Below are 25,018 nucleotides of genomic sequence, written 5' to 3' on the forward strand. Positions count from 1 at the left end.
CCGGGCATTTGGCAGCTTTCGGGTGCTGCTCTGTTGCGCGCGACGGCCAGTGTGCTATAGCGGCCATCTTGTTGCGAATACTGGCTTAATCGCCTTTTGGGGTCCGGCATGGCAGATCTGAGGGACGCCCGCGTCCTCGTTACCGGCAGCGACGGCTTCATCGGTTCGCATGTCGTCGAGGAGCTGGTGAAAGCCGGAGCCCGCGTCAAGGCGGTCGTCTACTACAACTCCTTCAATTCCTGGGGCTGGCTGGATACTGTTCCCGCCGACATCATGAAGTCCGTGGAGGTGGTCGCCGGCGACATCCGCGATCCGCATTTCATGATCGCAGCCGCCAGCGGCTGCACCGACGTGCTGCATTTGGCGGCGCTGATCGCGATCCCCTTCTCCTATGTCGCGCCCGATTCCTATGTCGAGACCAATGTGCGCGGCACCGTCAACGTGCTCCAGGCGGCGCGCATGGCCGGCGTGCGGCGCTTCGTGCAGACCTCGACCAGCGAGGTCTACGGCACGGCGCAGATCGTGCCGATCAAGGAGAACCATCCGCTGGTCGGCCAATCGCCCTACTCGGCCTCGAAGATCGCCTCCGACCAGATGGCGCTGTCGTTCCAGGCCTCGTTCGACATGCCGGTCGTCGTCATCAGGCCGTTCAACACCTATGGACCGCGGCAGTCGGCACGCGCGGTGATCCCGACCATCATCAGCCAGATCGCGACCGGCAAGCGCAGGATCCGTCTCGGCGCGGTCAGTCCGACGCGCGACTTCTCCTTCGTCACCGATACCGCGCGCGGCCTGATCGCAGGCCTCACCGCGCCGGCCGAACAATGCGTCGGCCAGACCATCAATCTCGGCAGTGGCTTCGAGATCTCGGTCGGCGCGACCGTCGAGATGATCGCCGATGTGATGGGCGTGAAGATCGAGATCGAGACCGACGAGGCGCGCCTGCGTCCGGCCAACAGCGAGGTCGAGCGGCTCTGGGCCGACAATTCCAAGGCACGCCAGCAGCTCGGCTGGAGCCCGGAATTCGGCGGCATCGACGGCATGCGCCAGGGCATCGTGAAGACGGTGAACTGGTTCACCAATCCCGCCAATCTCAGCCGTTACAAGGCGGACGTCTACAATGTCTGAGGCAATTGTGGGAACGGCCGCGACCAAAGCGCTCACATTCGATCCGAAGGCCGTGGTCGATGCCGTCCGGCGCGCCGCGGGCACGCCCAACGGCATCCTCGGCCTGCATGAGCCGGTATTTGCAGGCAACGAAGTCTCCTATCTCGAAGAGTGCATCAAGAGCACCTTCGTCTCCTCGGTCGGCCCGTTCGTCGACCGCTTCGAGCGCATGCTGGAAGAGGTGACGGGCGCAAGGCGCGCGGTCGCCGTCGTCAACGGCACGGCGGCGCTGCACGCCTGCTTCCGCCTCGCCGGCGTCGAGCCCGGCGAGGAGGTGATGTCGCCGGCGCTGACCTTCATCGCGACCACCAATGCAATCGCCTATTGCGGGGCGGTGCCGCATTTCATCGACAGCTCGCTCACGACGCTCGGCATGGACCCGCGCGCCCTCGCCGCACGGCTCGAGGCGATTGCGGAGCGCACGCCCAGGGGCGCCGTCAATCGCGAGACCGGACGCCGCATCGCCGCGATCTCACCGATGCACACGTTCGGGCATCCCGTCGAGCTCGACGAGATCGCCGCGATCGCGCGTGACTGGGGCATCGCGCTGGTGGAGGATGCCGCGGAATCGCTGGGCTCGACCTACAAAGGCCACGCCGTCGGATCGCAGGCGCGGCTCGCGGCGCTGAGCTTCAACGGCAACAAGATCGTCACCACCGGGGGCGGCGGCGCCATCCTCACCAATGACGAGGAGCTCGGACGCCGCGCCAAGCATCTCACCACCACCGCGAAGCTGCCGCACAAATGGGCCTTCGTGCACGACGAGATCGGCTTCAACTACCGCCTGCCCAATCTGAACGCCGCGCTGGGCTGCGCCCAGCTCGAGCAGCTCGACGGTTTCCTGGCGAGCAAGCGCCGCCTCGCGGCGGCCTACGACCGCGTCTTTGCGGATGTGCCCGGCGTGCGCTTCTCCCGCGAGCCCGACGGCACCACGAGCAATTACTGGCTGAACGCGATCCTGCTCGACGAAGCCTACGCCGAGCGGCGCGACGACGTGCTCACGGCGCTGAACGAAGCCGGCTTCGGCGCACGCCCGGCCTGGACCCTGATGCACCGCCTGCCGATGTTCGCGCAGAGCCCCCGCGGCGATCTAACCACCGCCGAATCGATCGAGCGCCGCCTGATCAACTTGCCGAGCAGCGCCAGCATCAGGGCACGCGATGAATAGCGGCGCGCGAAAGATCTGCTTCGTCACCGGCAGCCGGGCCGATTTCGGACTGCTGATCTGGCCGATGCGCGCGATCCGCGAGACATCAGGCCTGACGCTCCAGCTCATCGCGACCGGCATGCATCTCGCACCGGAGTTCGGCTACACCTTCAACACCATCATCGACGAGGGCTTCGAGGTCGACGAGCGCGTCGAAACGCTGCTCGCCAGCGACACCGGCGCGGGCGTCGCGAAATCGGTCGGGCTCGGCGTGATCGGATTTGCCGACGCCTTCGCACGGCTGCAACCCGATCTCGTTGTCCTGCTCGGGGACCGCTTCGAGATGTTCGCGGCCGCACAGGCCGCGATGTTCATGCGGCTGCCGATGGCGCATCTGTTCGGCGGCGACGTCACCGAAGGCGCGGTCGACGAATCCATCCGCCACGCGATCAGCAAGATGTCGCACCTGCATTTTGCCAGCAATGCGGGATCGGCACAGCGGCTGGTCCAGCTCGGCGAGGATCCATCCCGCATTCATACCATCGGTTCGGTCGGAATCGACGCCATCAGGCATCTCGACCTGATGGACCGCGACAGTATCGGCCGCGCGATCGGCCTGCCGCTCGGCCAGCACAATGCGCTCGTGACGTTCCACCCGGTCACGATCGAGGCCGGCCGCTCGATGGCTGAGCTCGACGAGCTGTTCGCGGCGCTGTCGACGCTCGATCCCGCCTTCCGCCTCATCTTCACGCTGGCCAATGCCGATGCCGAGGGACGCGCGCTGAACGAGCGGACCAAGGCGTTCGCGGCGAGCCGGCCGAACACCATCGCGGTCGCCTCGCTCGGGCAGCTCCGCTATCTCAGCCTGATGAGCCAGGTGGACGTCGTGATCGGCAACTCCTCGAGCGGCATTCTCGAAGCGCCGTCGTTCGGCGTTCCCACGGTTGATGTCGGCGACCGCCAGAAGGGACGCGAGCGCGCGGCTTCGGTGTTCCACGCCGCGTCCGAACGCGGTGCGATCGGTGCGGCGATCGCGCAAGCGCTTCAGCGTGGCCGCAAGGACACCGTCAATCCCTATGGCGACGGCGCTTCCAGCCGGCGATTTGCCGACATCATTGCCGGCATTCCGGATTTCGGCCAGCTCCTGAAGAAAAGCTTCCACGAACTTCCGGCAAGCGGGGCGCGGCCATGACGACGCACACGCTGATCATCGCCGAAGCCGGCGTCAATCACGACGGCAGCCTGGACAAGGCACTGGCCCTGGTCGATGCGGCAGCCGACGCCGGTGCCGACATCGTCAAGTTCCAGACCTTCAATGCGAAGGCGCTGGCGGGCGGAGCGGCGAAGAAGGCCGACTATCAGCAGCGCACCACGGACGCCGCCGAGAGCCAGCTCGCCATGCTGGAGCGGCTGGAGCTGCCGCAGGCCGCTCACCACACACTGATCACGCGCGCCGCCGAACGCGGCATCGAATTCCTGTCGACGCCGTTCGATGACGCCTCCCTCGGCTTCCTGCTGTCGCTGAAGCTGCCGCGCATCAAGATCGGATCGGGCGATCTCACCAATGCCCCGTTGCTGCACGCGGCAGCAAAGGCTGGCGCGACGCTGATCCTGTCGACGGGCATGGCGACGCTCAGCGAGGTCGAGGAAGCGCTCGGCGTATTGGCCCATGGCTACGCGCAGCGCAACGATCCCGCCGGCATCGCCTCGTTCCGCGCGGCATGGCGCGATCCGGCGGCGCGCGCCGCGCTGGCGCGGCACGTCAGCCTGCTGCATTGCACGACCGAATATCCCTGCCCCATCACGGATGTGAACCTCGCCGCGATGGCGACGATGCGATCCGCGTTCCAGCTTCCCGTCGGCTACTCCGATCACACCGACGGTTTCGAGATTTCGGTCGCAGCGGTTGCGCTCGGCGCAACCATCATCGAGAAGCACCTGACGTTGGATCGCAATGCGCCCGGTCCTGATCACGCGGCCTCGCTCGAGCCTGATGATTTCAAGCGGATGGTCAGCGCCATTCGCAACGTCGAGGCTGCGCTCGGCGATGGCGTGAAGACGCCGAAGGAGTCCGAGGTCAGGAACGTGCCGGTGGCGCGCAAGAGCATCGTGGCGGCACGCGCGCTGAAGGCCGGCGAGATCATCGGCCCGGCCGACATCACCGCCAAGCGGCCGGGCGCGGGGCGGCCGCCGATCGAGTATTGGTCCCTGATCGGAACCGCGGCGCCGCGGGCGCTCGAACCCGACGATCCGGTTTAGCGGCGAGGCTTTGCGGGAACCCCGCGCAGCACGGACCCGGGCGGCCATGAGCCCGTGACGACCGAGCCCATCGCCACCAGCGTATCGTTGCCGATGGAGATGTGATCGCGGACGCGGCTGCCGAGACCGACAAAGCAGTTGTCGCCGATCTCTGCGCCGCCGCCGACCACCGTTCCCGGAGAAAGATGCGTGTAGTGCCCGACGCGCACGTCGTGCTCGACGACTGCGGCCGAATTGATGATGCAGTGATGGCCGATCATGCTTCGCGCATTGACGATCGCGCCCGGCATGATGACGCTGCCAGCCCCGATCGTCGCCGACGGCGAGACGAACGCGCGCGGATGAATCACCGACGCCCAGCGCTTGAGCTGCAGCCGGCCGATCATCTGGCGGCGCGCGGGCCCCGCCTGCATCGTTCCGATCCCGACCACGAAGGCGGCATCCGGATAGTTCGGCGCAACATCATCGGTTCCGAGGTAGCGCGCGTCCCCCAGCGTTCCCGGCTGGCGATCGAGGAAACCGACGACGTTGAACTGGCCCGACAGCAGCGCGGCCTCATAGACCATGAAGGCATGTTCGCCGCCGCCAATGATGATCAGATCGTCCATCGCGATTCCCTCGAGCCGCACCGATCTTAGCGACGGGGGCGCGGCACTTCAAACCGCCGGACCGGGCCTGAAAACGCGAGATTTAACAAGGACAACGCGGGATCCCCTGGCGGGGTTGACGCCGCCTCCCGCAGCCGCGATATAGCAGGCTCAGCCGCGGGCGGCCCCCAATATCTGGCGTATACGAGGCAGATTGCCATGAAATCCTGGCGTAAGGCCGTCGTTGGAACGCAGGCGACCGTGGGCGAGGCCATTGCCGCGATCGAGAGCGGAAGCATCCAGATTGCGCTCGTGCTCGACGACAAGAACCGCCTGCTCGGCGTGGTCACCGACGGCGACGTCAGGCGCGGGCTTCTGCGCGGCATCCCGCTCACCGGGCTTGCCACCGACATCATGAACCGCACGCCGGTGTCGGCTCCGGCGACGTTGTCCCGCGACGACCGCCTGCATCTGATGCGGCACAAGTCGATCAAGCAGCTCCCGCTTGTCGACGAGGGCGGCCATCTGGTCGTGGTCGAGACGCTCGACGAGCTGCTCGAGCCGCGCCATTATGCCAATCCGGTCCTGATCATGGCGGGCGGGCTCGGCGAGCGCCTGGGGGCGCTGACGCGCGACCTGCCCAAGCCCATGCTCAATGTCGGCGGCAAGCCCCTGCTCGAGACGATCGTCCGCAACGTGGTCCAGCAGGGTTTTTCCAATATCTACATCTCGGTCAACTACAAGGCCGAGACGATCAAGGGTCACTTCGGCGACGGCGCCGCCTTCGGCGCCAATATCCAGTACGTGCACGAGACCGAACGCCTGGGCACGGCCGGCGCGCTCGGGCTGTTTCCGACGCCGCCGGATCTGCCGATGATCGTCACCAACGGCGACATCCTCACCACGATCAACTACGGCGCGCTTCTCGACTTCCACAACGGAACGCCGGCGGAAGCGACGATGGCCGTCCGCGAGCACAAGGTGCACGTCCCCTACGGCGTGGTTTCCACGTCGGAAGGTTTCCTCCAGACCATTCGCGAGAAGCCGACCGAAAGCTGGTTCGTCAGCGCCGGCATCTATGTGATTGGAAGCTCCGTCTTCCGCCATGTCACGCCCGGCGTCAGGATCGATATGCCGACCGTGCTGGAGCGCGTGATCGCCGGCGAGGGACGTGTCGCGGTCTATCCGATCCGCGAATACTGGCTCGACATCGGCCGCCTGGAGGATTTCGAGCAGGCCCATGCGGAGTTTCATGAGGTCTTCCCGTGACCTCGACAAAAGCCGTCGTGATCGGCCTCGGCTCGATCGGTACAAGGCATGCGCGGATCCTGCGCGAGCTCGGCCTCGAGGTCGCGACGGTGAGCCGCCGAGAGGGCGGCGACTATGGGTCGATCGGAGAGGCCGTCGCCGGCGCGCATCCGGATTACGCGGTGATTGCCACCGAAACCGCACGCCATGCCGACGACCTGCAGGCGCTCGCGCAGGCCGGCTTCCGCGGCGCGGTCCTGGTCGAGAAGCCGCTGTTCGCGACGGCGGCGCCGCCGCCGAAATATCCGTTCGCCCATGTCTGCGTCGGGTACAATCTGCGCTTCCATCCGGTCATGACGGCCCTGGTCGAGCAACTGCGCGGGCGCGAGGCGATCACGGTCGCCGCCTATGTCGGGCAGGACATCAGGGACTGGCGGCCCGGCCGCGACCATCGCACCACCGCATCTGCGACAACGGACGCCGGCGGCGGCGTCCTCAGGGATCTCAGCCACGAGCTGGATTATCTGCTGTGGCTGTTCGGGCCATGGCACCGCGTCGCAGCGCTCGGCGGCGCGTCCGGCGCGCGCGACATCGACGTCGACGACCATCTCGACCTGCTGCTCGACATGCAGCGGGCGCCGTCGGTGCACGTCCACATGGATTATCTCGACCGCCAGGGCATCCGCCGCATCCGCGTCAATGTCGACGATGACACCATCGAGGCCGATCTCGTCGGCAGCCGCCTGATCGTCAACGGCAAGGCAACGGACATCGCCAGCGAGCGCGACCAGAGCTATCGCGACATGCATGTCGCGGCGATGCGGGGCGCGCGCCCGGCCTGCTCCCTGCCCGAGGCACTCGGCGTCGTGCATTTGATCGACGCCAGCGAGCGCGCGCTGCGCAGCAAGACCTGGGTATCGCCATGAGCCTCGTCTGCACCATCTGCGCGCGAGGCGGCTCGAAGGGGGTCGTCGGCAAGAATGCGCGCGATCTCCTCGGCAAGCCCGTGCTCGCCTGGAGCATCGCGCAGGCGCGCGAGACCGGCCTGTTCGATGCGATCGCGTTCAGCAGCGATTCGGACGCGCTGCTCGAAGCGGCGCTGAAGGCCGGCGCCGACATCGCGGTCAAGCGTCCCGACGAGATGGCGACCGATACCGCGCCGAAGCTGCCCGCGATCCGCCATTGCCTCGAGCGGGCCATCGCGCAAACCGGCAAGGCCCCGGAAATCTTCGTCGATCTCGACGTCACCTCTCCACTCCGGCTCGCCTCCGACATCACCGGCGCGGTGGCGCTGCTGCGCGAGAGCGGCGCCCGCAACGTCATCACAGGGGCGCCGGCACGCCGCTCGCCTTATTTCAACCTGGTCGAGCAGCGCACCGACGGCAGCGTCGGCCTCTCCAAATCCGCCAATCCGCCGATCACGCGACGGCAGGATGCGCCGCGCTGCTTCGACATGAACGCGTCGATCTATGTCTGGCGCGTCGCGCCGTTCCTGGAGCAGCCCGCGGTCTTCTATCCGGACACACGGCTGTTCGAGATGCCGGAAGAGCGCTCGATCGATATCGACTCCGATCTCGATTTCGCGTTGGTGGAACTGCTGCTGCGCCAACGACTGAACGCCTGAGGGGGCTTTAGCAATGACCACGAGCTTCAAGGCTCTGTTCGATCTGACCGGCCGCACCGCCGTGGTGACCGGCGGATGCGGCATTCTCGGACGTCGCTTCGCCGAAGGCCTTGCCGAGTTCGGCGCCAATGTCGCGATCGTGGATCTCGATCAGGCCGCGACCGATGCGGCGGCCGCCGACCTCGCCTCGCGCCACTCCATCCGCGCCAAGGGCTATGGCTGCGACATCACCCAGCCCTCCGCCGTGCGCGCCACGGCTGAGGCGCTCGAAGCCGACCTCGGACCCGTTTCGATCCTGCTCAACAACGCCGCGAGCAAGGCGCGCGACCTCGACGCTTTCTTTGCACCCGTCGAGACATTCGCGCAGGACACCTGGCGGGAGATCATGGCGGTCAATCTCGACGGCATGTTCAACGTCGCCCAGGTGTTCGGCGGCCGGATGGCCGAGCGCGGCTATGGCGCCATCGTGCAGACCGCTTCGATCTACGGACTGATGGCCCCGGACCAGCGCATCTACGAAGGCTCCGAATATCTCGGCCGCGCCATCAACACGCCTGCGGTCTACACCGCGTCCAAGGCCGGGGTCATCGGCCTCACCAAGCACCTCGCGACCTACTGGGCGGCGAAAGGCGTTCGCGTCAACACGCTGACCCCGGGCGGCGTCGAGAGCGGACAGAACGAGACCTTCAAGCAGCGCTACGGCGCCCGCATTCCGCTCGGCCGCATGGCCCGTGCCGACGAGATGGTGGGCACAATGCTGTTCCTGGTGTCCGACGCGGCGTCCTACGTGACCGGCCAGAACATCGCGGTCGATGGCGGGCTGAGCGCGTGGTGAGCCGGGCCATGCCATGTTGAAGCAGTTGATCCGAAACACGGTGATTTCCAGCGCGGCGTTCGGAATAGCGGCCGTGCTCGGCCTGATTGTCATTCCGGTCATCATCCGCACCTGGGGCGTAACCGAATTCGGCCTCATCGTGCTGGCCCGCATCCTGCTGCCGAGCGGCATGATGGGGCTGCTCGACCTCGGCCTCTCCGAAGTCACGACGCAAGCGGTCGCACGCGCGCGCGAGCATCGCAATTGGCGCGTTGCGGGCCAGCAACTCGCGCTTCTCACCGTGATGGCCGCTGTTCTCGCAGGGCTGCTCGCAGTCACGATCTGGATCAGCGCGCCCTATCTGACCATCGCACTCCGCGTCGATACCGCGCACGCCGACAGGTTTGCGCAAATCTTGCGCTACACCGCGCTTGCCAACCTGGTGCTGATCCCCGCGCTCGTCTGGGAAGGCATCGTCAAGGGCTTTGAGCGCTACAATGTCCTGCGGCTGGCCGAGGTGACCTCCACGATCGTCTATGTTGCCTGTACGATCTGGGCGGCCAACTCCGCAGCCTCGTTCGAGCTGGTGGCCTATATCTATCTCGCCAGCACCTTGATGCGCGCATGCCTGGTGTTCACCGCGGCCTTCGTCGCGGTCGTGCGCAAGGTCAGGCTCGCGATGTGGGACGCGCCGATCCGGCGCGAGCTGTTCCACCGCTGCGCGCTGTTCGCGCAGGGCAAGCTGACGGGCGGCTTGGCGCTGCCGATTCAGCCTTTCCTGGTCGGCCTCTTGTTCGGGCCCAAGGGTGTCGGGGTGTACGATACGCTGGTCCGGCTGCCCCGGGTGTCAAAGGTCGTCGTCGGTCTCCTGACGTCCGCCTTGCTGCCGGTGGCAAGCCGCCTGGACGAACGCGGCAATGCTGCAGCGTTCCAGCGCCTCGGTGAATTCGGCCTCATCATCCTGCCCATGTTCACGGTACCGCCGCTGATGGCGGCCGCCATGCTGTCGCGCGAGATCATGCAGGTATGGATTGGACCGCAGATGGCTCCCTACGCGTTCTGGATGGGCCTGGGCTTCGTGGTTCCGATCTGCGCTCAGTACCTCGCCTTCGGCAACGTCATGTTCCTGACCCGCACGGACGTGCAGTCGCGCCTGAATCGGCTCATGATCTATCAATTGGCGGTGTGGGCCGCGGTGGCGGTTGCGACGCTGCACCTGTTCGACGAACGAGCGCTGATCCTTGGCCAGGTAGTTGGGAACGCCGTCATTCTGCCGTTGCAGATCGCGGCCGTGAGCCGCGGGTTGCAGCTTGACTCCTACCGCCTCCTTAGAGCACTTCTCGCCCAGGCTGTCATTCTCGTGGTCTTGGGCCTGCTGCTCCTCGAGCTTGCAGACCATTTGGCGATCGACGGCTTCTGGGGACTCGGGCTTGCGATCGCCTCGTTCTGCATGGCGAGCTGGGCCATTCAGTATTTTCTCGTTCTGGAAGACCGCCAGCGGGCGATCTTCGCGGAACTGGGCCATCGCTTCGGCTGGGCGTCGACCTAGCTTGTTAACCTGCACCGACATGTTCGGGAGATCGATGACCGCCTTGGTTGACACGAGGAGACGTAAACGGTGCGCATAGGCCTGGTGGTCGATCACCCCAAGCGTGACCTGCCGGGTGCAGTCATGCTCGGCTATCAACTTGCGCGGCGCGGCGTCTCGGTCGTACTGGTGCCGATGTACGAGCAGGCCGTCGACGTGCCACGGCTCGGGCTCGACGCGCTGGTCGTCAACTATGCGCGCCCCGTCAATCTCGACCTGATGCGTAGCTTCGCCAAGGCCGGCCTTGCGCTTTACGTGCTCGACACCGAAGGCGGCGTGCTCGCCGAGAAGGGCGGCAACTCGCCGCCGGCGATGGCCGCACACGTCAAGGGCAGCGGCTACGCCGAGATCCTCTCGGGCTATTTCTTCTGGGGCAGCCGGCTGCACGACGCCTTCGTGGCGGCGGGAACCATGACGCCCGAGCAGCTTCACCTCACCGGATGCCCGCGCTTCGATTTCGCAGCGCCGCGCTGGCGCGCGCTGCTCGACGGCGAGCCGCGCGGCTATGTGCTCGTCAACGCCAATTTCCCGTTGGTCAATTCGCGCTTTACCGGCAAGCCGGGCGGCGAGCGCGAGGCGATGGTGCGGGCCGGCTGGGATGGCGCCTATGTCGACCGCTTCATCGCGGACCTGAAGCAGGTCTTCACGAACTACCTCGCCGAGATCGACCGGCTCGCCGCGGCGCGGCCCGACCGCACCATTCTCGTGCGCCCGCATCCTTTCGAGAGCGAGGATGTCTATCGCAACGCGCTGGCGCGCCATGACAACGTCCTGATCGACGGCACCGGCAGCGTGCTCGACCGCATCCGCAACGCGGCCGCGGTCGTGCATCTCAACTGCGGCACCGCCGTCGAATCCGTGCTGCTCGGAAAGCTTCCGCTCCAGCTCGAATATCTGAACACACCGGTCACCGCCGGTCACGCCGCACTGCCCGCGCGCGTGAGCCGCGCGGTCGCTTCGTTCGACGAACTGCTTGGCGCGATCGACCACATCGAGCGCGAGACCGAGACCTTCGATTTCGCGCGTGTTCACGCCGCCCATATCGAGGCCTTCTTCCATCTCAACGATGGACAGGCCGCCGAACGGGTCGCCGACGTCCTGACTGCTGCAGGCAGTTCGCACCGGCCTTACCTCTCGCTGCTGGCGACCGTGAAGGGCACGCGCGACAAGCCGAGCATCGGCCAGATCGTCAAGGGCGCAGCCAGCGCCGTGCTCGGATCGGCCGTCACCGAACGGCTGCGCAGCCGATTCAACCCCGCCCGGCGCGACAAGCGGATCGAGCCGGTCTTCGTCAGGACGCTGCTGCAGCGTATTGCAACGCATGACCGTGCAAGCCCGTCGCAATTCACCGCAACGCGCGCGCACTGCGCGACGACAGGCTTGCCGCTCGCGAGCATTGCCATCGAACCCGCCCGATAGACCATGGCCACATCTGCAAGAACCATTCTCATCACCACGCTCGCCGAATACCAGACCCGGTTCTGGATTCCGGTCGCGCAACGGCTGCGCGCAGCCGGCGATGAGGTCGAGCTGCTCGCTTTCGACGATCGCAGCGCCGAGATGTCGGCGGCCGAGGGCGTGCCTGTCACGAACATGTACCGCGAGGGCCTCAAGACCGGCCCCGCGCCCGACGATCGCAGCGCGTTCGACGCGCGCGTCGTCGCCTACGGCCTCGACGGGACCAATTTCCTGTTCAGCCATGAGCGTTTCACCTTCGGCATCCGCGATACCGCCGCGCTGCGCCGGCGCTTCATGATCTATGCCAATGCGATGGAGACGGTGCTCGACCGGCTGGAGCGGCAAGGCGAGCGCGTCGAGCTGGTGCAGGAGCTCGGCGGCTTTCTCTCGGTGATCGCGAGCTTCTACGGCGCCAGGCGCCGCAACATCCGCAACTGGTTCATCGAGCCGTCGTTCTTTCGCGGCCGCATGTACTTCACGCCCGACACGCTTCGTGCGCCCGACGTGATGCCGACACCGGCGGACGCGGTGTCACCGGAGGTGCGGGCTTATCTCGACGACACGCTGACGCAGCGGGCGATCGTCATCCCCAAGAAGGACCAGCATCATTATTCGGCGGCCTTCAAGAAGGTCGTGAACCTGCGCAACGCCCGCCGCCTCACCGAAAAGCTGTGGGACCAGTTCGCGCTCGGCAAGCACCAGGAGTTCGGGCACAATCTGCGCCACGCCCGCGTGCACGCCGCGATGGCGCTCAACGCAACGCGGCTGCGCAAGCTCTACAAGCCGATCCCCGAGGCGCCCTTCGTCTACTATCCGTTCCACGTCCCGGCCGACATGGCGCTGACGCTGCGTTCGCCCGACTATCTCGACCAGGTCGCGACCGTCGACTTCCTGCTGCGCACGATCCCGGACTCGCATGTGCTGGTGGTGAAGGAACACCCCGCCCAGATCGGCGCGATCTCGGCCGACCGCCTGTTCGAGCTGGCGCGCCGGTTCGATAATTTGGTGCTGCTGCCGCCGCAGACCAACAATTACACCGTGCTCAACCGCGCCGACGCCGTGATCTCCGTCAACAGCAAGTCGGGCGCCGAGGCCCTGCTGCTCGGCAAGCCGGTCGTGGTGATGGGCGATGCGTTCTACCGCTCCTGCCCGCTGGTCTACGCGGTCGACCGTCTCGCGGACGTGCCTGCGCGGCTGCGCGAGGCGCTCTCCGCCGGGCCGTTTGATCCCGCCAAAGGCGCGCCCTATTTCGAAGCGGCCTGGCGCAGGTCTTATCCGGGCGAGCTCTACATCGGCGATCCCAAGCTGCTCGATACGTTTGCGGCCACCTTGCGTGCCGCGATCGCCGAGCCCGCCCGCGCGAATTGAACGGACCCGTCATGCCGCTCGTCTCGATCATTACCCCATCCTGGAACGTCGAAGGCCTGATCGAGGAGACCATCCGCTCGGTGCAGAGCCAGAGCTTTGCCGATTGGGAGCTCCTGATCGCCGACGATTGCTCGACCGACAAGACACCTGAGATCATCGCCGACATCGGCGCGCGCGATCCGCGCGTCAAGCTGATCCGGCAGGCGAAGAACGGCGGGCCGGCGCTGGCGCGCCAGGCTGCGATCGACCGGGCGCAGGGCCGCTATCTCGCCTTCCTCGACAGCGACGATCTGTGGCTGCCCGAGAAGCTCGAGCGGCAGCTCGCCTTCGCGAAGGAAAAGAAGGCTGCGCTCAGCTACACCGCCTTCCGCCGCATCAACGAGACCAACACGGTCACCGGACGCCTGATCGAGGTGCCGGCCTCGCTCACTTACGGTCAGCTCCTGAAGAACACCGCGATCGCGACGCTGACCGCGATGGTCGACCGCGAGATCGCAGGCCCGATCGCAATGAAGAACGAGGGCTATGACGATTTCTGCCTATGGCTCTCGATCCTCAAGCGCGGCCACACCGCATATGGCCTCAATGAGGACCTGGCCCGCTATCGTGTCAGGGGCTCCTCGGTCTCCAGCCGCCCGGTACGCTCGGCCAAATGGGTCTGGCAGATCTACCGCAACGTCGAGCACCTCTCCCTCGTCCGATCGGCTTGGTGCTTCGCCCATTGGGGGGCGCGGGCGTGGCTGAAGCGGCGGGAGTTCTAGGCGCATCGCCGGTCACCGAGGGCTGAAAAAAGTGCGAAAACAACCCCATGCACAGTAGGGGTATTCAAATACCTGTATCCAAGCCCACTTGGCTATTGGCGAGTCCGGCCGTTGCCGATACCACTCAGCCCGCTCCCGCCGCGGACAATCTGGAACCGATCATGCCGTTTGAAAGCTACAAGAACAGCCGCATCCTCGTCACCGGAGGCGCCGGCTTCATCGGATCGCACATCTGCGAGCGACTGCTCGATGCCGGCGCCGAGGTGGTGTCGGCGGACAATTATTTCACCGGCAGCCGGCGCAACATCGCCCATCTGATCGCAAATCCGCTGTTCGAGGCGGTCAGGCACGACGTCACCTTCCCGCTCTACATCGAGGTCGACGCGATCTTCAACCTGGCCTGCCCGGCCTCGCCGATCCACTACCAGCGCGACCCCGTGCAGACCACCAAGACCTCGGTGCACGGCGCCATCAACATGCTGGGCCTCGCCAAGCGGCTGAAGGCGCGCATCTTCCAGGCCTCGACCAGCGAGGTCTACGGCGATCCGCTGATCCATCCCCAGACCGAGGATTACTGGGGCAACGTCAATCCGATCGGCATCCGCTCCTGCTACGACGAGGGCAAGCGCTGCGCCGAGACGCTGTTCTTCGACTATTGGCGCCAGCACGGCCTGCCGATCAAGGTCGCGCGCATCTTCAACACCTACGGCCCGCGCATGCAGCCCAATGACGGCCGCGTGGTGTCGTCCTTCATCGTCCAGGCGCTGAAGGGCGAGCCGATCAGCGTGTTCGGCGACGGCGGGCAGACCCGTTCGTTCTGCTATGTCGACGATCTCGTCGAGGCGATCATGCGGCTGATGCTGACGAACGAAGACATCACCGGCCCGATCAACATCGGCAACAATTCCGAGTTCACCATCCGCGAACTCGCCGAGAAGGTCATCGAGCTCACGGGATCGCGCTCCAGGCTGGAGTTCAAGCCGTTGCCGCAGGACGATCCGCGCCAGCGCCAGCCCGATCTCACCAAGGCGAAGGCCGCTCTGAACTGGGAGCCGAAGGTGGCGCTCGAGGACGGCTTGAAGGAGACCATCGCCTATTTCAAGCACTCGCTGGAAATGGCCTGAGCCCGCTCGCAACTCCCCCTCGTCTGCAGCGAGCCTGTCCGCCATGAGCGTACCGTCCAGGATGATCAGCGACCTCCGGTCACGGCTGGACTCGAAAACTGCGCTGACGGTTCTGGTGCTGCTGCACAGCGCCCTCACCTGCCTGTCGCTGATCAAGGTCGCCACCTTCCAGTACTATATCAGCTTCAGCGTGGAGCGCCTCTGGATCGCGGTCATCGTTGCGGCCAGCTTCTCCGTCGTTTCACTGCTGTTCGTCGTCGCCCGCTTCAGCTTCGGCTATTTCGTCGGGTTCTATTTCTACACGATGATCCTGGGCTTTCTCTGGATCGACGTGTTCTCGTATTACAGTTACGAGCAACTCCCCGCGGGCATCTCGGCGGCGCTGGCGCTGGTGCTCTTCCTGTTGCCGGTGCTATTCGTCAGGGCGCCGCTCCGACAGCCATTCGTGTTGTCGAACGCACATTTCGAGCATCTGCTGACGCTGATCCTGGCCGTCTCGATGATCACCATCGCCGTGGCCGCGACCTACAATTTCCGCCTGGTTTCGGTCGACCACATCTACGACTATCGCGAATCGCTCGAATTTCCGGCCGCGGTGCGATATCTGACGGGCTGGGTCTCCAGCACATTGCTGCCGTTCGCCTTCGCCTGCTACTGGCTGCTCGGCCATCGCTGGCGTGCCGCACTGGTGCTTATCCTGCTCCTGTTGTTCTACCCCATCACGCTGACCAAGTTCGCCTTCTTCACGCCAGCCTGGTTGATCGCCCTGGCTGTGCTCTCGCGCCTTCTGGAGGCGAGAACGGCAGCCATCGCATCGATCTTCGTCCCGATGCTCGTTGGCCTCGTCGTGATCGTTGCGACCGGCGCCGCCATCAACAGCATCCCCGGCAGGTACTTCGACATCGTCAACATCCGGATGATCGCGACTGCATCCAGCGCGCTTGACATCTACAACAACTTCTTCTCGAGCCACCCGCTGACCTGGTTCTGCCAGATCTCCGTCCTCAAGCCGCTGATGCATTGCCCCTACGAGGTGCAGCTGTCCATCCTGATGCACGACGCTTACGACCTCGGCAAATTGAATGCCTCGCTGTTTGCGACCGAAGGGATCGCGTCCGTCGGAATCTATCTCGCACCTTTGACCGCGCTCGCATCGGGCTTCGTGCTGGCGCTCGGCAACCGTGCGTCTGCGGGCCTGCCGCCCCGCTTCATCCTGATGTCCGCCGGCGTGCTGCCGCAAACCCTGCTCAACGTGCCGCTCTCGGTCGCCTTGCTCACTCACGGCGCCGCGCTTCTCTTCTTGCTCTGGTATGTGGTGCCCCGGAGTGTCTTTGCGCAGGAACGCTCCGCGGACGGCGGGCGCTCCCGATCCGGCAAGGCCGGCTAGCGGGCCGCTGACGCCATCGCATCCCGAGTCAGCCGGACGAAATCCGCAACGAACGCCTCGACGCGCTGCTCGAGATTCGGCAACAGATTACGGACGGTCGCAGGCCCGGCCGCCTGCGCAACCTCAGACATGTGATCGGCCAGCGTCTCGGCGTCGTGGATGCCGAAATATCGCGCACGTCCCTCAGTCTGTTCGCGATGAACGTCGATATCGGACAGGATCATCGGGACGCCGAACGACTTGGCTTCCTCGACCGTCGTGCTCCACCCCTCACATTCCGAAGGATTGATGAGAGCGATCGACGCGCGCAGGAGGGCATAGACGTGATCCAGCGGAATCATTCCGAGATGCCTGAAATTCGCATCGAGACCGCGCGACCTGACTTGCTTCATCGTCGTTTCGAACAGATCGGGGTCACGGGAGTCCTGCGTATTTCCGGAGGCCGCGACGACGATGTCCAGCCCGCGGCGTTTCAAAAGATCAAGCGCATCGACGACGATCCGGTGATTCTTGTGCCGCCAGAACTGGTTCGGCAGATAGAAATAGCGTGCCGGCAGGCCGTAGCCTGCGATCACGTCGGACGGATTCGTGGTCAGCAGGCCGGCTGGCGGCTCGGTCGCAAACCGGACCACGGAGACGCCGTTCGACAAGCCGGGATAGAACCTCTTGAGATCGGCAAGCGCGCTGGCGCTGCTCACCATGATGTGCCGGCCGGATGCGATCTGGACCCGAAAGCCGAGATCGCGCCGCCAATAGGCACTCTTGGAGAAAAGGTGCGGGAGCAGGCGGTGCTGGAAATCCGGGAACCAGGCGATCGCGGGGAACGGCAGGCGCCAGCCGAAGAAGCGCGCGGATTCGAACACCATGTCGATCTTGCGCAGCTCGAATTCGGCGACGGCGCGTCCATCCAGACCGAAGGCGATCGCGCGGGCAAGATTCGTCGCACGGGCAAGACCGGTCGCAGCGTGATCGAACACCGGCGAGCGCACGACCTCGACGGCGGGAATGCCCGCCAGCGCTGCAATCTCCTCAGGCTCGTCAGCCGTTCCGGCAAACAGCACGGGCGTCACCGCTCCCGGCGCGTATCTGTTGAGCGCCTCGAACAAATTGCGTTGATAGTTGTAGCCTCCCGCCCACAGGCGGCGCGGAATGTTGGTGAATGCGATCCGCAGCGGCGCAAGCTCAGGCACGAGTTTGGCCCTTGAACCATGCGACGTAGTCGGCGAGCCCCCGCTCCAGCGGAATGCGCCAGTCGAAGTTCATGGCGAGCACGCGCGCGTTGTCGGCCAGCAGGCTGGTCGGATCGCCGGGCCGGCCGACGCCGGAAAACTGCACGGCCGTTTTGCTGCCCCAATGCCCGATCAGGCCTTCGGCAATGCCGGCGACGCTTACGCCGCGCCCGGAGCCGCCATTGATCACGTCAAAATCGTCCTTCCAGGTCCCCTCCGCGACGTGCGCCAGCAGGCGAACGACGTCGCGAACGTCGGTCCAGTCCCTGATCTCGGCCCCTGTTCCTCCGAGATTCAGCGTGCGCTGCTCGTTGCGCAGCCGCGAGCAGATATCCCAGAGCAGCTGCTTGCGAAGGTTGGGACCGTAGACCGAGAACAGCCGCACGACGGCGCAGCGTATGCCGAAGCTCTGGACGTAGCTTTGACACAGCTGCTCCATCATCAGCTTGTGATGGCCGTAGGGCGACATCGGCGTCAGCACCGCGCTCTCGGGGATCGGCCCGGCGTGATCGGCCCCGTAGACGGCAGCGCTCGACACCACGATCAGCCGGGTCTCGGGCGCAAAGCTTCGAAGCCATTCCAGCAAACGTGCCGTGCTGGCCACGGTCCGCGAAAAGTCCTCGAACGGGCGCTCGATCGACAGTCCGACGGACGACCCGCCGGCCAGGTGGAAGACATGCGAGGGCAACCCGTGCGCGGCGGCAAGCGCGTTCAGATTGGCGGCGTCGACTTCGCCATTGATCCAGGTCTGCAAGCCGAGCGCGCGTGCATCGGCCGGATCGAGCGCTCCATGACCAACGCCATGGACAGCATGCCCGCCGGCCGCCAGCTCGCGGACGAGATGGCGGCCGATGAACCCGTTCGCGCCGGTAACCCACATGGACATGGCGCTACCTGGCTTGCGGACGGTTGGCTTGTGAGCACATTACAATCCTCGTCGTCATGGCTATTCCTTATCGCTCGTCCGGCGACAACTCCCTAACAATGGTGGCGGGATTACCAGCCACGATGGAATATGCCGGAACGTCCTTGGTGACCACGGCACCCGCGGCAACGATGCCACCCTCACCGATCGTCACGCCTCGCATCACCATCGCACAAGCGCCGATCCACGCATCGTCGCAAATCTTGATCGGACGATCGTCGAGCGAGAGCTTGCGTGGGTGACCCAAGGTGAAAATCTGCTTTGCCTGCTCGTGCCGCTCGGCAGCACGGATCGGATGCGAAAGATTATCGAATATGTTCACTGAATGCGAGATCAGGACGCGGTTTCCGATCTCGATCGAAGCTCCCGACCAGATGCGCGTACCGTCTCCGACATAGCACCACTCACCAATCGTAATCCGGCCACCGTGCCCGAGGACCATCAACTCGCCCCTGATGTGAGAGCGGCTGCCGACGACGATCCTGTCGCTATCGCCGAACGCGTTCCAGATCCGCGCGGAATGCGCCAGGAATGCCTCCCGGTGCAAGCGGCAGGTCGCTCGTCCCGTCAGGCGTCGGACGATATAGTGAAGGTTGAGGCCATCGATAGCATGCGCACAACGGCGCGCGAGCGTAGAAAGAATGGACATCAGCTCACCCTCTGCGCCGCAAGGCCGAACGCGTTCGGATTCTCAATTGACACCTCCGACGGAGCCATGCTCCCCCTCTACTGCATCAGGAAGTGGACATTCATTCAATCAATCGGATGGACGCTGCGGCAAAAATCGTGGCTCGGTCAAAGGCGCCCGACGAGGTCACTGAACGCTCTCCATTGCACGTCTTTGCTGTAAATGTCACGGACGCGGCCTCGACCCAGCGCGGCGATTTCGGCCGATCGGGGCCAGTCCTGTAGGCTTCGTGAGATCACTTCGGCGGCCTGTTCCGGCGTAGCGTAGGTCTCGATGGTCACGCCCTCCTGCATTCCGTCCGGATACCCGCCGGCGTCGGAGACAAGCAGGGCGCCGCACCCCATCGCCTCGAAGCAACGCATGTTGCCGCGGTCGGTGCCGGCCATGTCAATCGCACCGTTGAGCACGATCTTCGACGATCCGATCAGCTCGTAGAGATCCCTTCCGAACACAGGGGGTTTCGCGATAGCGGCGATGGCATCGGGACGCCTGTGCCGTCCCAGTGGCAGCAATCGTCCGATCGCGCTTTCGGCGAGCCTGGTCAGGCGCGATGCATCGAGACAAAGCACGACGTTGTGGTCGTCGGCCAGGCGTGCGACCCGCTCCAGCGTCCTGGCACGCACGCGATGATGCCGCGAATAACCGCCGACGAAGACGACGTCGATCGGACGTTCGCCGTGGGCATACTCGTCCATCGCGGGATCATGCGCCGGAAAGAACAATTCGGCCCGGCATCCCTTGCCGCGCCATAAGTCGAGGATCGACGGAAAGTTGCCAAGCACGGCGCCATAGGCCGTGAAATCGGCATTTCCCGACGGCGCCGCGCGCCAGCACAGCGTCGTCTTTACGCACCCCGGCAGCTTGGCGACGAACGCGCTCGGATATCGCACGGGATCGAGATTGTAGAAAATCTCGGCGGCGTGATGCTCGATCTGCGCAAGCAGGATGGCCTCGAGCGACGGCTCGCCCGGCATGCCCTGCTCGCGCGCCCAGCGCCGCTGCAGGATCTCGTCGTCGCCATTGGTAAAGAAGGTCTCCGGCGATCCGTCGAGCACCGGCTTGAGGAAATGCGACGCACCGAAGCGGTCGTGCAGGAACACGTCCCGCCGCTCCGCGAAGCTTCGGGTGTTCGCCGCGAGCTGGTTCAACCGCGGCAGATAGGACGGGTAAAGGGCACTATTTTGGAACAGGCGCATCGCTCAGGCGTACCTTGCCAACATCCATTTCATGTTCAGATACGGCCAGATCCGCCCGGCCCTCTCCCAATCCCACGTCTTTGACGCCGTCAATCGGCTGATCGCTCGGCGCAAGGCCGCCTCGTCCACCAGCTCGGCAAACGCCGGCACCTCGCGGTCAAGCAGGTCTGCCGTCCAGCCGGCCAAAGGTCCGTTCAACCATTCGGGCATCGGCGAATTGAAGCCGACCTTGCGGCGCGCGATCCGGATCGACTCCGGCATCAGGTTGGCCATCGCCCGCCGGGCGACAGCCTTGGTGTAGCCGTCTGCCGACTTGCTGCTTTCCGGAAGCGCCATCGTGTAGGTCACCAGGCGCCAGTCCATGAAGGGCATACGGACCTCGACGCCGTGGGCCATCGAGAGACGATCGAAGTTGCGCAGGATCGTGGGCAGCACCGTGCTGTGAAACATGCGGTAGAGCCGGCGGTTCAGGCCGCCCCATTCACGCGGCAGCACGTCGTCCTCGGCAACCAGCGGAAGCAGGCCCGGAAGTTCGCGCAGCCCGCCACGCAGAAAATAGACGCCCTGACGCTTCAAGGAGAGTACGCGCAGGAGGTCCACGCAGCGGCGCGCCAGCGGCGATCGCGAGGCCAGGTCTTCCGCGGCATTCCGGATTCGAAACGCAGCCGCCTGGCCGTCCTGCAAATAGGCCCCCATCAACTCGTCCGCCCCGTGGCCGTCGAGTGACACCGTCACGTCGTTCTGCCGCAATTGCCGATAGATCAGCCAGGCCGCGCTGGGCAACCCGATATAGACGTCGTCGAGATCGTCGAGAATCCGATCGAGGTCCGTCAACGCATCGCCCTGTCCGATTTCGAGGAAGGTGGGCTCGACCTTGGCCCAGGCGGCAGCCTCCTCGGCCATCGGCCGCTCGTCATTCGATGCGCCCGGGAACGTCGCGACGAAGGCGTGACGCCACGCGGCGCTGTCGCGCGGCCCCATTCCGGCCTGCTCATGCGCCGCCATGGTGCAGATCACCGCCGATGAGTCGAAGCCTCCAGACAGGCAGGTCCCGATCGGCACGTCGCTGCGCATTCGCAGCGCCACGGCGTCCTGGAACAGCTCGCGGAAGCGGGCCACACGTTCGGATTCCGTGGCCGGCACCGAAGGCAGATGATCGATCGTCCGCCACCAGCGTCTGACGCTGACCTTGCCCTGGCGCAGCCACATGCAATGGCCGGCCTGCAGACGGCGAACCTGCCGAAACAGGGAGCGGTCGCTTCCCTCGATCCCGAAAGCGTCGAGCAACAGCCGCCGCGCCACCTCCAGGTCGACGGAAGCATCGATCAATCCGCTCCGCACCAGCGCCCGCTGCTCGGAGGCGAAGACAAATCGCTCCGGCGACATGGCATAGAGCAGCGGCTTGATGCCGAAGCGATCACGCGCGAGGAACAATTCGCGCGTGCTCGTATCGAAGATCGCCAGCGCCCACATGCCGTTGAAGCGCGGCAGCATGTCTTCCCGCCAGGCCTCCCAGGCGGCGAGGATCACTTCGGTATCGGATTGGCTGCGGAACACCGCGCCCCGCGCCTCGAGCTCGCGGCGCAGCTCGAGAAAATTGTAGATCTCGCCGTTGAAAACGATGACGTGACGGCCGTCCGCCGACAGCATCGGCTGATAGCCGCCCTCGCCGGGATCGATGATCGCAAGTCGACGATGGCCGAATGCGAGAGTCCGGTCCGGGCTGAACCACGTGCCTTCGCCAAACGGACCACGATGCGCGATCAGGCTGGTCAGCCGCGAGATGTCGGCCGGCTCGACCGCATTGCCGCGCAAATCGACGATTCCAGCGATTCCACACATGTCCTAGATGGCCTTCAGGGGCACGAAGCGACTGACAATGGCCCGCAAGTCCTGCAAGCAGGCCCTTCGATACGGTCCCAGCTGCGACACGGCAACTTCGGCGACAAAGATGATCGCAGCCGACACCGACGCGACGAGTCCCACCGACCACCAGGACGGCGCAAGGTGGAACGGTGCGCGGTCGAGGGCGGTGCGCAGCACCAGCGCCGTCGCGATCCCGATGCCGAGCGGCATCAACACGCAATGGATGACGCGCGGCCAAATGCCGGAAATGTCAAAACTACGGCGCAGCAGCACGACGATGGTCGCCATCTGCGCGATCATGCCGGCGCAGGCGCTCCAGCCTGCGGCCTGCCATCCGAAGCGCGGCAATACGATCGCACTGGTGCCGAGGGTGACGATACCCGTGATGAACGCGATGAGCGCGTTGGAGCGCGAGCGCCCCTGCGCCAGCAGATAGAAGCCGAACACGTTCGCACTCGATCCTAGGATACCGGCAATCGACAGGACGACGAGCACCCGCGCGGCCTCGGCTGCGACCTCCGCTCCGGTCCAGACATGCAGCAGCGGACCGGCCACGGGGATCAATGCGCCCAAGGCACTTGCGGCAAGGACATTCAATATCCACGACGATCGGAACAGCAGATCGACCTTGCGATCCTCGCTCTCTTTTTGCAGCGTGCTGAAGAACGGAAACAGGATCTCACCGACCTTGAGGATGCCGATATAGGTCGCCTCCTGCAGGCGCTGCGCCACGCCATAGAAGCCGACGAACTGTGGTTGCAGCAGCGCGCCGAGCAGATATCGATCGGCCTGCCCCGCGAGCAGCGCCCCGCCCTGTGCGGCCACCTGCCAGATGCCGAACCGGGCGAGCCTCGCGAAGGCATCGCGATGCAATGCCGGCGGTGCCAGCCACTGACCGATTGCGCCGCGGGACCACGCCACGGCAATCAGCAGGCCGGTCGCAAATCCCAGCGCCTGGCAACCAAGAAACGTCGACGCATATGGCCAGACGGGGATCAGCAGGAGCATCGAGAAAGTCGAGACCACAGTGCTCGCCATGCCGACCGAGGCAATCCGGCGATAGTCCTGACGCGCGGTAAACAGGGCAACGAAGACCGCCGACACGCACTGACATAGCCAGCCGATGCCGGCCAGTGCGAAGGCCCATCCGAGGTCGCCAGCGGCCGGACCGGCCAGATGAAATCCGAGACGCGCAATGGGAGCCCCGGCAACCAGAAAGAAAACACTGATCGGGCCGCCCGCGCCGATCGCGAGCATCACCGCGGTCGCGAACAGGCGTCGCGCATCGTCACGATCGGATGGCTCCAGTCGCTGCGCGAGTTCGCGCGCCGTCGAAAGTCCCAGCGCATTGCTGAACACCAGCGCCGGCGCAATGCAGGCGGTGACCAGACCCGCCACGCCGAACGCAGCGAGGCCGAGGTGAACGATCACGAAAGGCAGGATGGCCAGGTTCAGCACCACGGCCACCAGGAAGGCCATCGCATTCCAGGCGGAGTTCCCCAGCAGATCGGGCGGTCTTTTTCTCGAAGTCATGCCAGCCACCCGGCCGTACCCTCACCAAGCCTTTGCCACCTCGTCAATCAGGGTTCCCCCAAGCAGCGCGAATTCGGGCTAGCAGTCAGTGCACGGATTGTCGATAGTCTGCGGAGGTAACAACTGGCCGCCTGCGCCGGGCCCGTTCGGGCACGGCAAGTCATCGGGCCGCATCACGGAATTGGGCTTCCCGATCTCGCAACCAGGCGCTCAGAGCCCATCCGACTCGCCGTTCTTCGGCGTCGAACGCGGCACAATGGGCGCAAACGACGTATCCGTCGTCCCCGGCATCGTCGGCCTCCCGCCGACATCCGCAGGGGGAGCCCCGGGGGCCGCTGCCGGATCCGCCGGGCGCTGGAGCGCCAGGACCTCGCTGCGATCACCCTGCTTGAACGTCACCTCGCGCGCCTGAACCTCCGTCAGCGACCAGCCGGCGAGCGATTCGCCCTGCCGCAGGCGCACGACCTTCTGGTCGATGCGGTTGACCAGAATCGCGATGGCGTCGCCCTCGCCCACCACGGCCCCCACCAACAGCAGCGGTGGCGGCGCCTCGACCGCCCTGGGCGGCGGGGCTGCTTGCACCTCTTCGACCGGAGACCCGGCGACCGCGCGCGGCGGTGGCCGGCGCGAGGCCGAGAAGATCGGGCGCTCCTCGGTTGCCGTCAGGGCCGAGAGCGGTACCGACCACAGCGGGTTGCCGCGGGGGACCGGTTTGCTCGCAGCCGGCACCGGCCGCGCAATCGGCCTCACCGCGCCGACATCGACGCTCTCGGCGGGACTGCCCGCGGCATCGTCGGGCAGGATGTCGATGCGCGAGGAGGTGGCAGCCCAGGTCGCGGCACTGCCCAGCACCGCCCACAGCGCAGCCAATCCCATCGCTCGAAGCCACCCGGACATTGAATTTCCTTGCAGAGAATTTCTTTGCAGGTCCCCTTCCGCAAGCCAAACTAGGCCCGATGGGCCCGCCCATCAACCGCCTCGTGTCCGCCCAAACTCCGGCGGACAGGCAGCAATCCGGGTCCCGCCTGTTGCGTCGCGTGGAAATGTTG

At 65.4% G+C, this 25,018-nt stretch carries 22 protein-coding genes; 14 read left to right on the forward strand and 8 right to left on the reverse strand.

The genetic code is table 11. The features are described 5' to 3' along the window. The first annotated feature begins 108 nt into the window (after nt 1–108). From IQ16_RS32560 to neuB, 4 genes are read left to right on the forward strand one after another with little or no spacing between them, the layout of a single operon-like run. On the forward strand, nt 109–1,128 hold the full coding sequence (locus IQ16_RS32560) for an NAD-dependent 4,6-dehydratase LegB (protein WP_018643227.1): 1,020 nt from the start codon (nt 109–111) through the stop codon (nt 1,126–1,128). Continuing rightward, nucleotides 1,121–2,335 carry a LegC family aminotransferase gene (locus tag IQ16_RS32565; protein ID WP_018643226.1) on the forward strand — a complete coding sequence of 405 codons (1,215 nt, stop codon included), beginning with the start codon at nt 1,121–1,123 and terminating at the stop codon, nt 2,333–2,335. The genes IQ16_RS32560 and IQ16_RS32565 overlap by 8 nt, the downstream gene beginning before the upstream one ends. After that, on the forward strand, nt 2,328–3,506 hold the full coding sequence (neuC, locus tag IQ16_RS32570; RefSeq protein WP_018643225.1) for a UDP-N-acetylglucosamine 2-epimerase: 1,179 nt from the start codon (nt 2,328–2,330) through the stop codon (nt 3,504–3,506). The genes IQ16_RS32565 and neuC overlap by 8 nt, the downstream gene beginning before the upstream one ends. Further along, a complete protein-coding gene (gene neuB / locus IQ16_RS32575) occupies nt 3,503–4,573 on the forward strand; it encodes an N-acetylneuraminate synthase (protein WP_018643224.1) in 1,071 nt (356 codons plus the stop codon). Before neuC ends, neuB begins: the two co-directional genes overlap by 4 nt. On the opposite strand, the gene IQ16_RS32580 is transcribed toward neuB, so the two are convergent. Then, nucleotides 4,570–5,181 (reverse strand): acetyltransferase, encoded by a 612-nt coding sequence (locus tag IQ16_RS32580; RefSeq protein WP_018643223.1) that lies wholly within the window; start codon nt 5,179–5,181, stop codon nt 4,570–4,572. The genes neuB and IQ16_RS32580 overlap by 4 nt on opposite strands. Nucleotides 5,182–5,379: 198 nt before the next feature. On the opposite strand from IQ16_RS32580, the gene IQ16_RS32585 reads away from it, so the two are divergent. The 10 genes from IQ16_RS32585 to IQ16_RS32630 all read left to right on the forward strand — a co-directional run bounded on the left by IQ16_RS32585 (nt 5,380) and on the right by IQ16_RS32630 (nt 16,532). Then, a complete protein-coding gene (locus tag IQ16_RS32585; protein ID WP_018643222.1) occupies nt 5,380–6,429 on the forward strand; it encodes a nucleotidyltransferase family protein in 1,050 nt (349 codons plus the stop codon). Next, complete coding sequence (locus IQ16_RS32590) at nt 6,426–7,334, forward strand: Gfo/Idh/MocA family protein (RefSeq protein ID WP_018643221.1); 909 nt, start codon at nt 6,426–6,428, stop codon at nt 7,332–7,334. The genes IQ16_RS32585 and IQ16_RS32590 overlap by 4 nt, the downstream gene beginning before the upstream one ends. Then, on the forward strand, nt 7,331–8,032 hold the full coding sequence (locus tag IQ16_RS32595; protein ID WP_018643220.1) for an acylneuraminate cytidylyltransferase family protein: 702 nt from the start codon (nt 7,331–7,333) through the stop codon (nt 8,030–8,032). The genes IQ16_RS32590 and IQ16_RS32595 overlap by 4 nt, the downstream gene beginning before the upstream one ends. 13 nt (nt 8,033–8,045) lie before the next feature. Beyond that, nucleotides 8,046–8,867 (forward strand): SDR family oxidoreductase, encoded by an 822-nt coding sequence (locus IQ16_RS32600; RefSeq protein WP_018643219.1) that lies wholly within the window; start codon nt 8,046–8,048, stop codon nt 8,865–8,867. A 13-nt stretch (nt 8,868–8,880) separates the two neighbouring features. Beyond that, complete coding sequence (locus IQ16_RS32605) at nt 8,881–10,395, forward strand: MATE family efflux transporter (RefSeq protein ID WP_018643218.1); 1,515 nt, start codon at nt 8,881–8,883, stop codon at nt 10,393–10,395. A 69-nt stretch (nt 10,396–10,464) separates the two neighbouring features. Next, the gene (locus IQ16_RS32610; protein WP_018643217.1) at nt 10,465–11,853 is read left to right on the forward strand and encodes a surface carbohydrate biosynthesis protein; all 1,389 of its coding nucleotides are present in this window, start codon (nt 10,465–10,467) and stop codon (nt 11,851–11,853) included. A 3-nt stretch (nt 11,854–11,856) separates the two neighbouring features. Beyond that, a complete protein-coding gene (locus IQ16_RS32615; RefSeq protein ID WP_026312032.1) occupies nt 11,857–13,260 on the forward strand; it encodes a capsular polysaccharide export protein, LipB/KpsS family in 1,404 nt (467 codons plus the stop codon). An 11-nt stretch (nt 13,261–13,271) separates the two neighbouring features. After that, on the forward strand, nt 13,272–14,021 hold the full coding sequence (locus IQ16_RS32620) for a glycosyltransferase family 2 protein (protein WP_018643216.1): 750 nt from the start codon (nt 13,272–13,274) through the stop codon (nt 14,019–14,021). A 161-nt stretch (nt 14,022–14,182) separates the two neighbouring features. After that, entirely contained in the window at nt 14,183–15,145 is a 963-nt protein-coding gene (locus IQ16_RS32625) for a UDP-glucuronic acid decarboxylase family protein (protein WP_026312031.1), read from the forward strand. 43 nt (nt 15,146–15,188) lie between these two features. After that, the gene (locus IQ16_RS32630; RefSeq protein WP_018643214.1) at nt 15,189–16,532 is read left to right on the forward strand and encodes a hypothetical protein; all 1,344 of its coding nucleotides are present in this window, start codon (nt 15,189–15,191) and stop codon (nt 16,530–16,532) included. Here IQ16_RS32630 and IQ16_RS32635 read toward each other — a convergent pair. From IQ16_RS32635 to IQ16_RS32665, 7 genes are all read right to left on the reverse strand, one after another. Beyond that, nucleotides 16,529–17,722, reverse strand: a complete 1,194-nt coding sequence (locus tag IQ16_RS32635; protein WP_018643213.1) for a glycosyltransferase family 4 protein — start codon at nt 17,720–17,722, stop codon at nt 16,529–16,531. The genes IQ16_RS32630 and IQ16_RS32635 overlap by 4 nt on opposite strands. Beyond that, nucleotides 17,715–18,647 (reverse strand): NAD-dependent epimerase/dehydratase family protein, encoded by a 933-nt coding sequence (locus tag IQ16_RS32640; RefSeq protein ID WP_018643212.1) that lies wholly within the window; start codon nt 18,645–18,647, stop codon nt 17,715–17,717. Before IQ16_RS32640 ends, IQ16_RS32635 begins: the two co-directional genes overlap by 8 nt. Before the next feature lie 67 nt (nt 18,648–18,714). Beyond that, nucleotides 18,715–19,335: an acyltransferase gene (locus IQ16_RS32645; protein ID WP_018643211.1), complete on the reverse strand. Its 621-nt coding sequence runs from the start codon at nt 19,333–19,335 to the stop codon at nt 18,715–18,717. Nucleotides 19,336–19,481: 146 nt separating this feature from the next. Continuing rightward, a complete protein-coding gene (locus tag IQ16_RS32650) occupies nt 19,482–20,570 on the reverse strand; it encodes a glycosyltransferase family protein (RefSeq protein ID WP_018643210.1) in 1,089 nt (362 codons plus the stop codon). Nucleotides 20,571–20,573: 3 nt separating this feature from the next. Next, nucleotides 20,574–22,412: an asparagine synthase (glutamine-hydrolyzing) gene (gene asnB, locus IQ16_RS32655; protein ID WP_018643209.1), complete on the reverse strand. Its 1,839-nt coding sequence runs from the start codon at nt 22,410–22,412 to the stop codon at nt 20,574–20,576. A 3-nt stretch (nt 22,413–22,415) separates the two neighbouring features. Further along, nucleotides 22,416–23,969, reverse strand: a complete 1,554-nt coding sequence (locus IQ16_RS32660) for a lipopolysaccharide biosynthesis protein (protein ID WP_283812199.1) — start codon at nt 23,967–23,969, stop codon at nt 22,416–22,418. Nucleotides 23,970–24,179: 210 nt separating this feature from the next. Beyond that, nucleotides 24,180–24,866, reverse strand: a complete 687-nt coding sequence (locus tag IQ16_RS32665) for a hypothetical protein (RefSeq protein WP_026312030.1) — start codon at nt 24,864–24,866, stop codon at nt 24,180–24,182. Nucleotides 24,867–25,018: the final 152 nt, after the last annotated feature.

The sequence above is a fragment of the Bradyrhizobium huanghuaihaiense genome, assembly GCF_007830635.1.
GTDB lineage: Bacteria > Pseudomonadota > Alphaproteobacteria > Rhizobiales > Xanthobacteraceae > Bradyrhizobium > Bradyrhizobium huanghuaihaiense.

Coding starts and splice junctions, on each gene's coding strand:
- IQ16_RS32605 (WP_018643218.1), top strand. CDS start 8,881: ATGTTGAAGCAGTTGATCCGAAACACGGTGATTTCCAGCGCGGCGTTC.
- IQ16_RS32645 (WP_018643211.1), bottom strand. CDS start 19,335: ATGTCCATTCTTTCTACGCTCGCGCGCCGTTGTGCGCATGCTATCGAT.
- IQ16_RS32625 (WP_026312031.1), top strand. CDS start 14,183: ATGCCGTTTGAAAGCTACAAGAACAGCCGCATCCTCGTCACCGGAGGC.
- IQ16_RS32600 (WP_018643219.1), top strand. CDS start 8,046: ATGACCACGAGCTTCAAGGCTCTGTTCGATCTGACCGGCCGCACCGCC.
- neuC (WP_018643225.1), top strand. CDS start 2,328: ATGAATAGCGGCGCGCGAAAGATCTGCTTCGTCACCGGCAGCCGGGCC.
- IQ16_RS32615 (WP_026312032.1), top strand. CDS start 11,857: ATGGCCACATCTGCAAGAACCATTCTCATCACCACGCTCGCCGAATAC.
- IQ16_RS32650 (WP_018643210.1), bottom strand. CDS start 20,570: ATGCGCCTGTTCCAAAATAGTGCCCTTTACCCGTCCTATCTGCCGCGG.
- neuB (WP_018643224.1), top strand. CDS start 3,503: ATGACGACGCACACGCTGATCATCGCCGAAGCCGGCGTCAATCACGAC.
- IQ16_RS32565 (WP_018643226.1), top strand. CDS start 1,121: ATGTCTGAGGCAATTGTGGGAACGGCCGCGACCAAAGCGCTCACATTC.
- asnB (WP_018643209.1), bottom strand. CDS start 22,412: ATGTGTGGAATCGCTGGAATCGTCGATTTGCGCGGCAATGCGGTCGAG.
- IQ16_RS32560 (WP_018643227.1), top strand. CDS start 109: ATGGCAGATCTGAGGGACGCCCGCGTCCTCGTTACCGGCAGCGACGGC.
- IQ16_RS32580 (WP_018643223.1), bottom strand. CDS start 5,181: ATGGACGATCTGATCATCATTGGCGGCGGCGAACATGCCTTCATGGTC.
- IQ16_RS32665 (WP_026312030.1), bottom strand. CDS start 24,866: ATGTCCGGGTGGCTTCGAGCGATGGGATTGGCTGCGCTGTGGGCGGTG.
- IQ16_RS32620 (WP_018643216.1), top strand. CDS start 13,272: ATGCCGCTCGTCTCGATCATTACCCCATCCTGGAACGTCGAAGGCCTG.
- IQ16_RS32630 (WP_018643214.1), top strand. CDS start 15,189: ATGAGCGTACCGTCCAGGATGATCAGCGACCTCCGGTCACGGCTGGAC.
- IQ16_RS32585 (WP_018643222.1), top strand. CDS start 5,380: ATGAAATCCTGGCGTAAGGCCGTCGTTGGAACGCAGGCGACCGTGGGC.
- IQ16_RS32640 (WP_018643212.1), bottom strand. CDS start 18,647: ATGTCCATGTGGGTTACCGGCGCGAACGGGTTCATCGGCCGCCATCTC.
- IQ16_RS32595 (WP_018643220.1), top strand. CDS start 7,331: ATGAGCCTCGTCTGCACCATCTGCGCGCGAGGCGGCTCGAAGGGGGTC.
- IQ16_RS32660 (WP_283812199.1), bottom strand. CDS start 23,969: ATGACTTCGAGAAAAAGACCGCCCGATCTGCTGGGGAACTCCGCCTGG.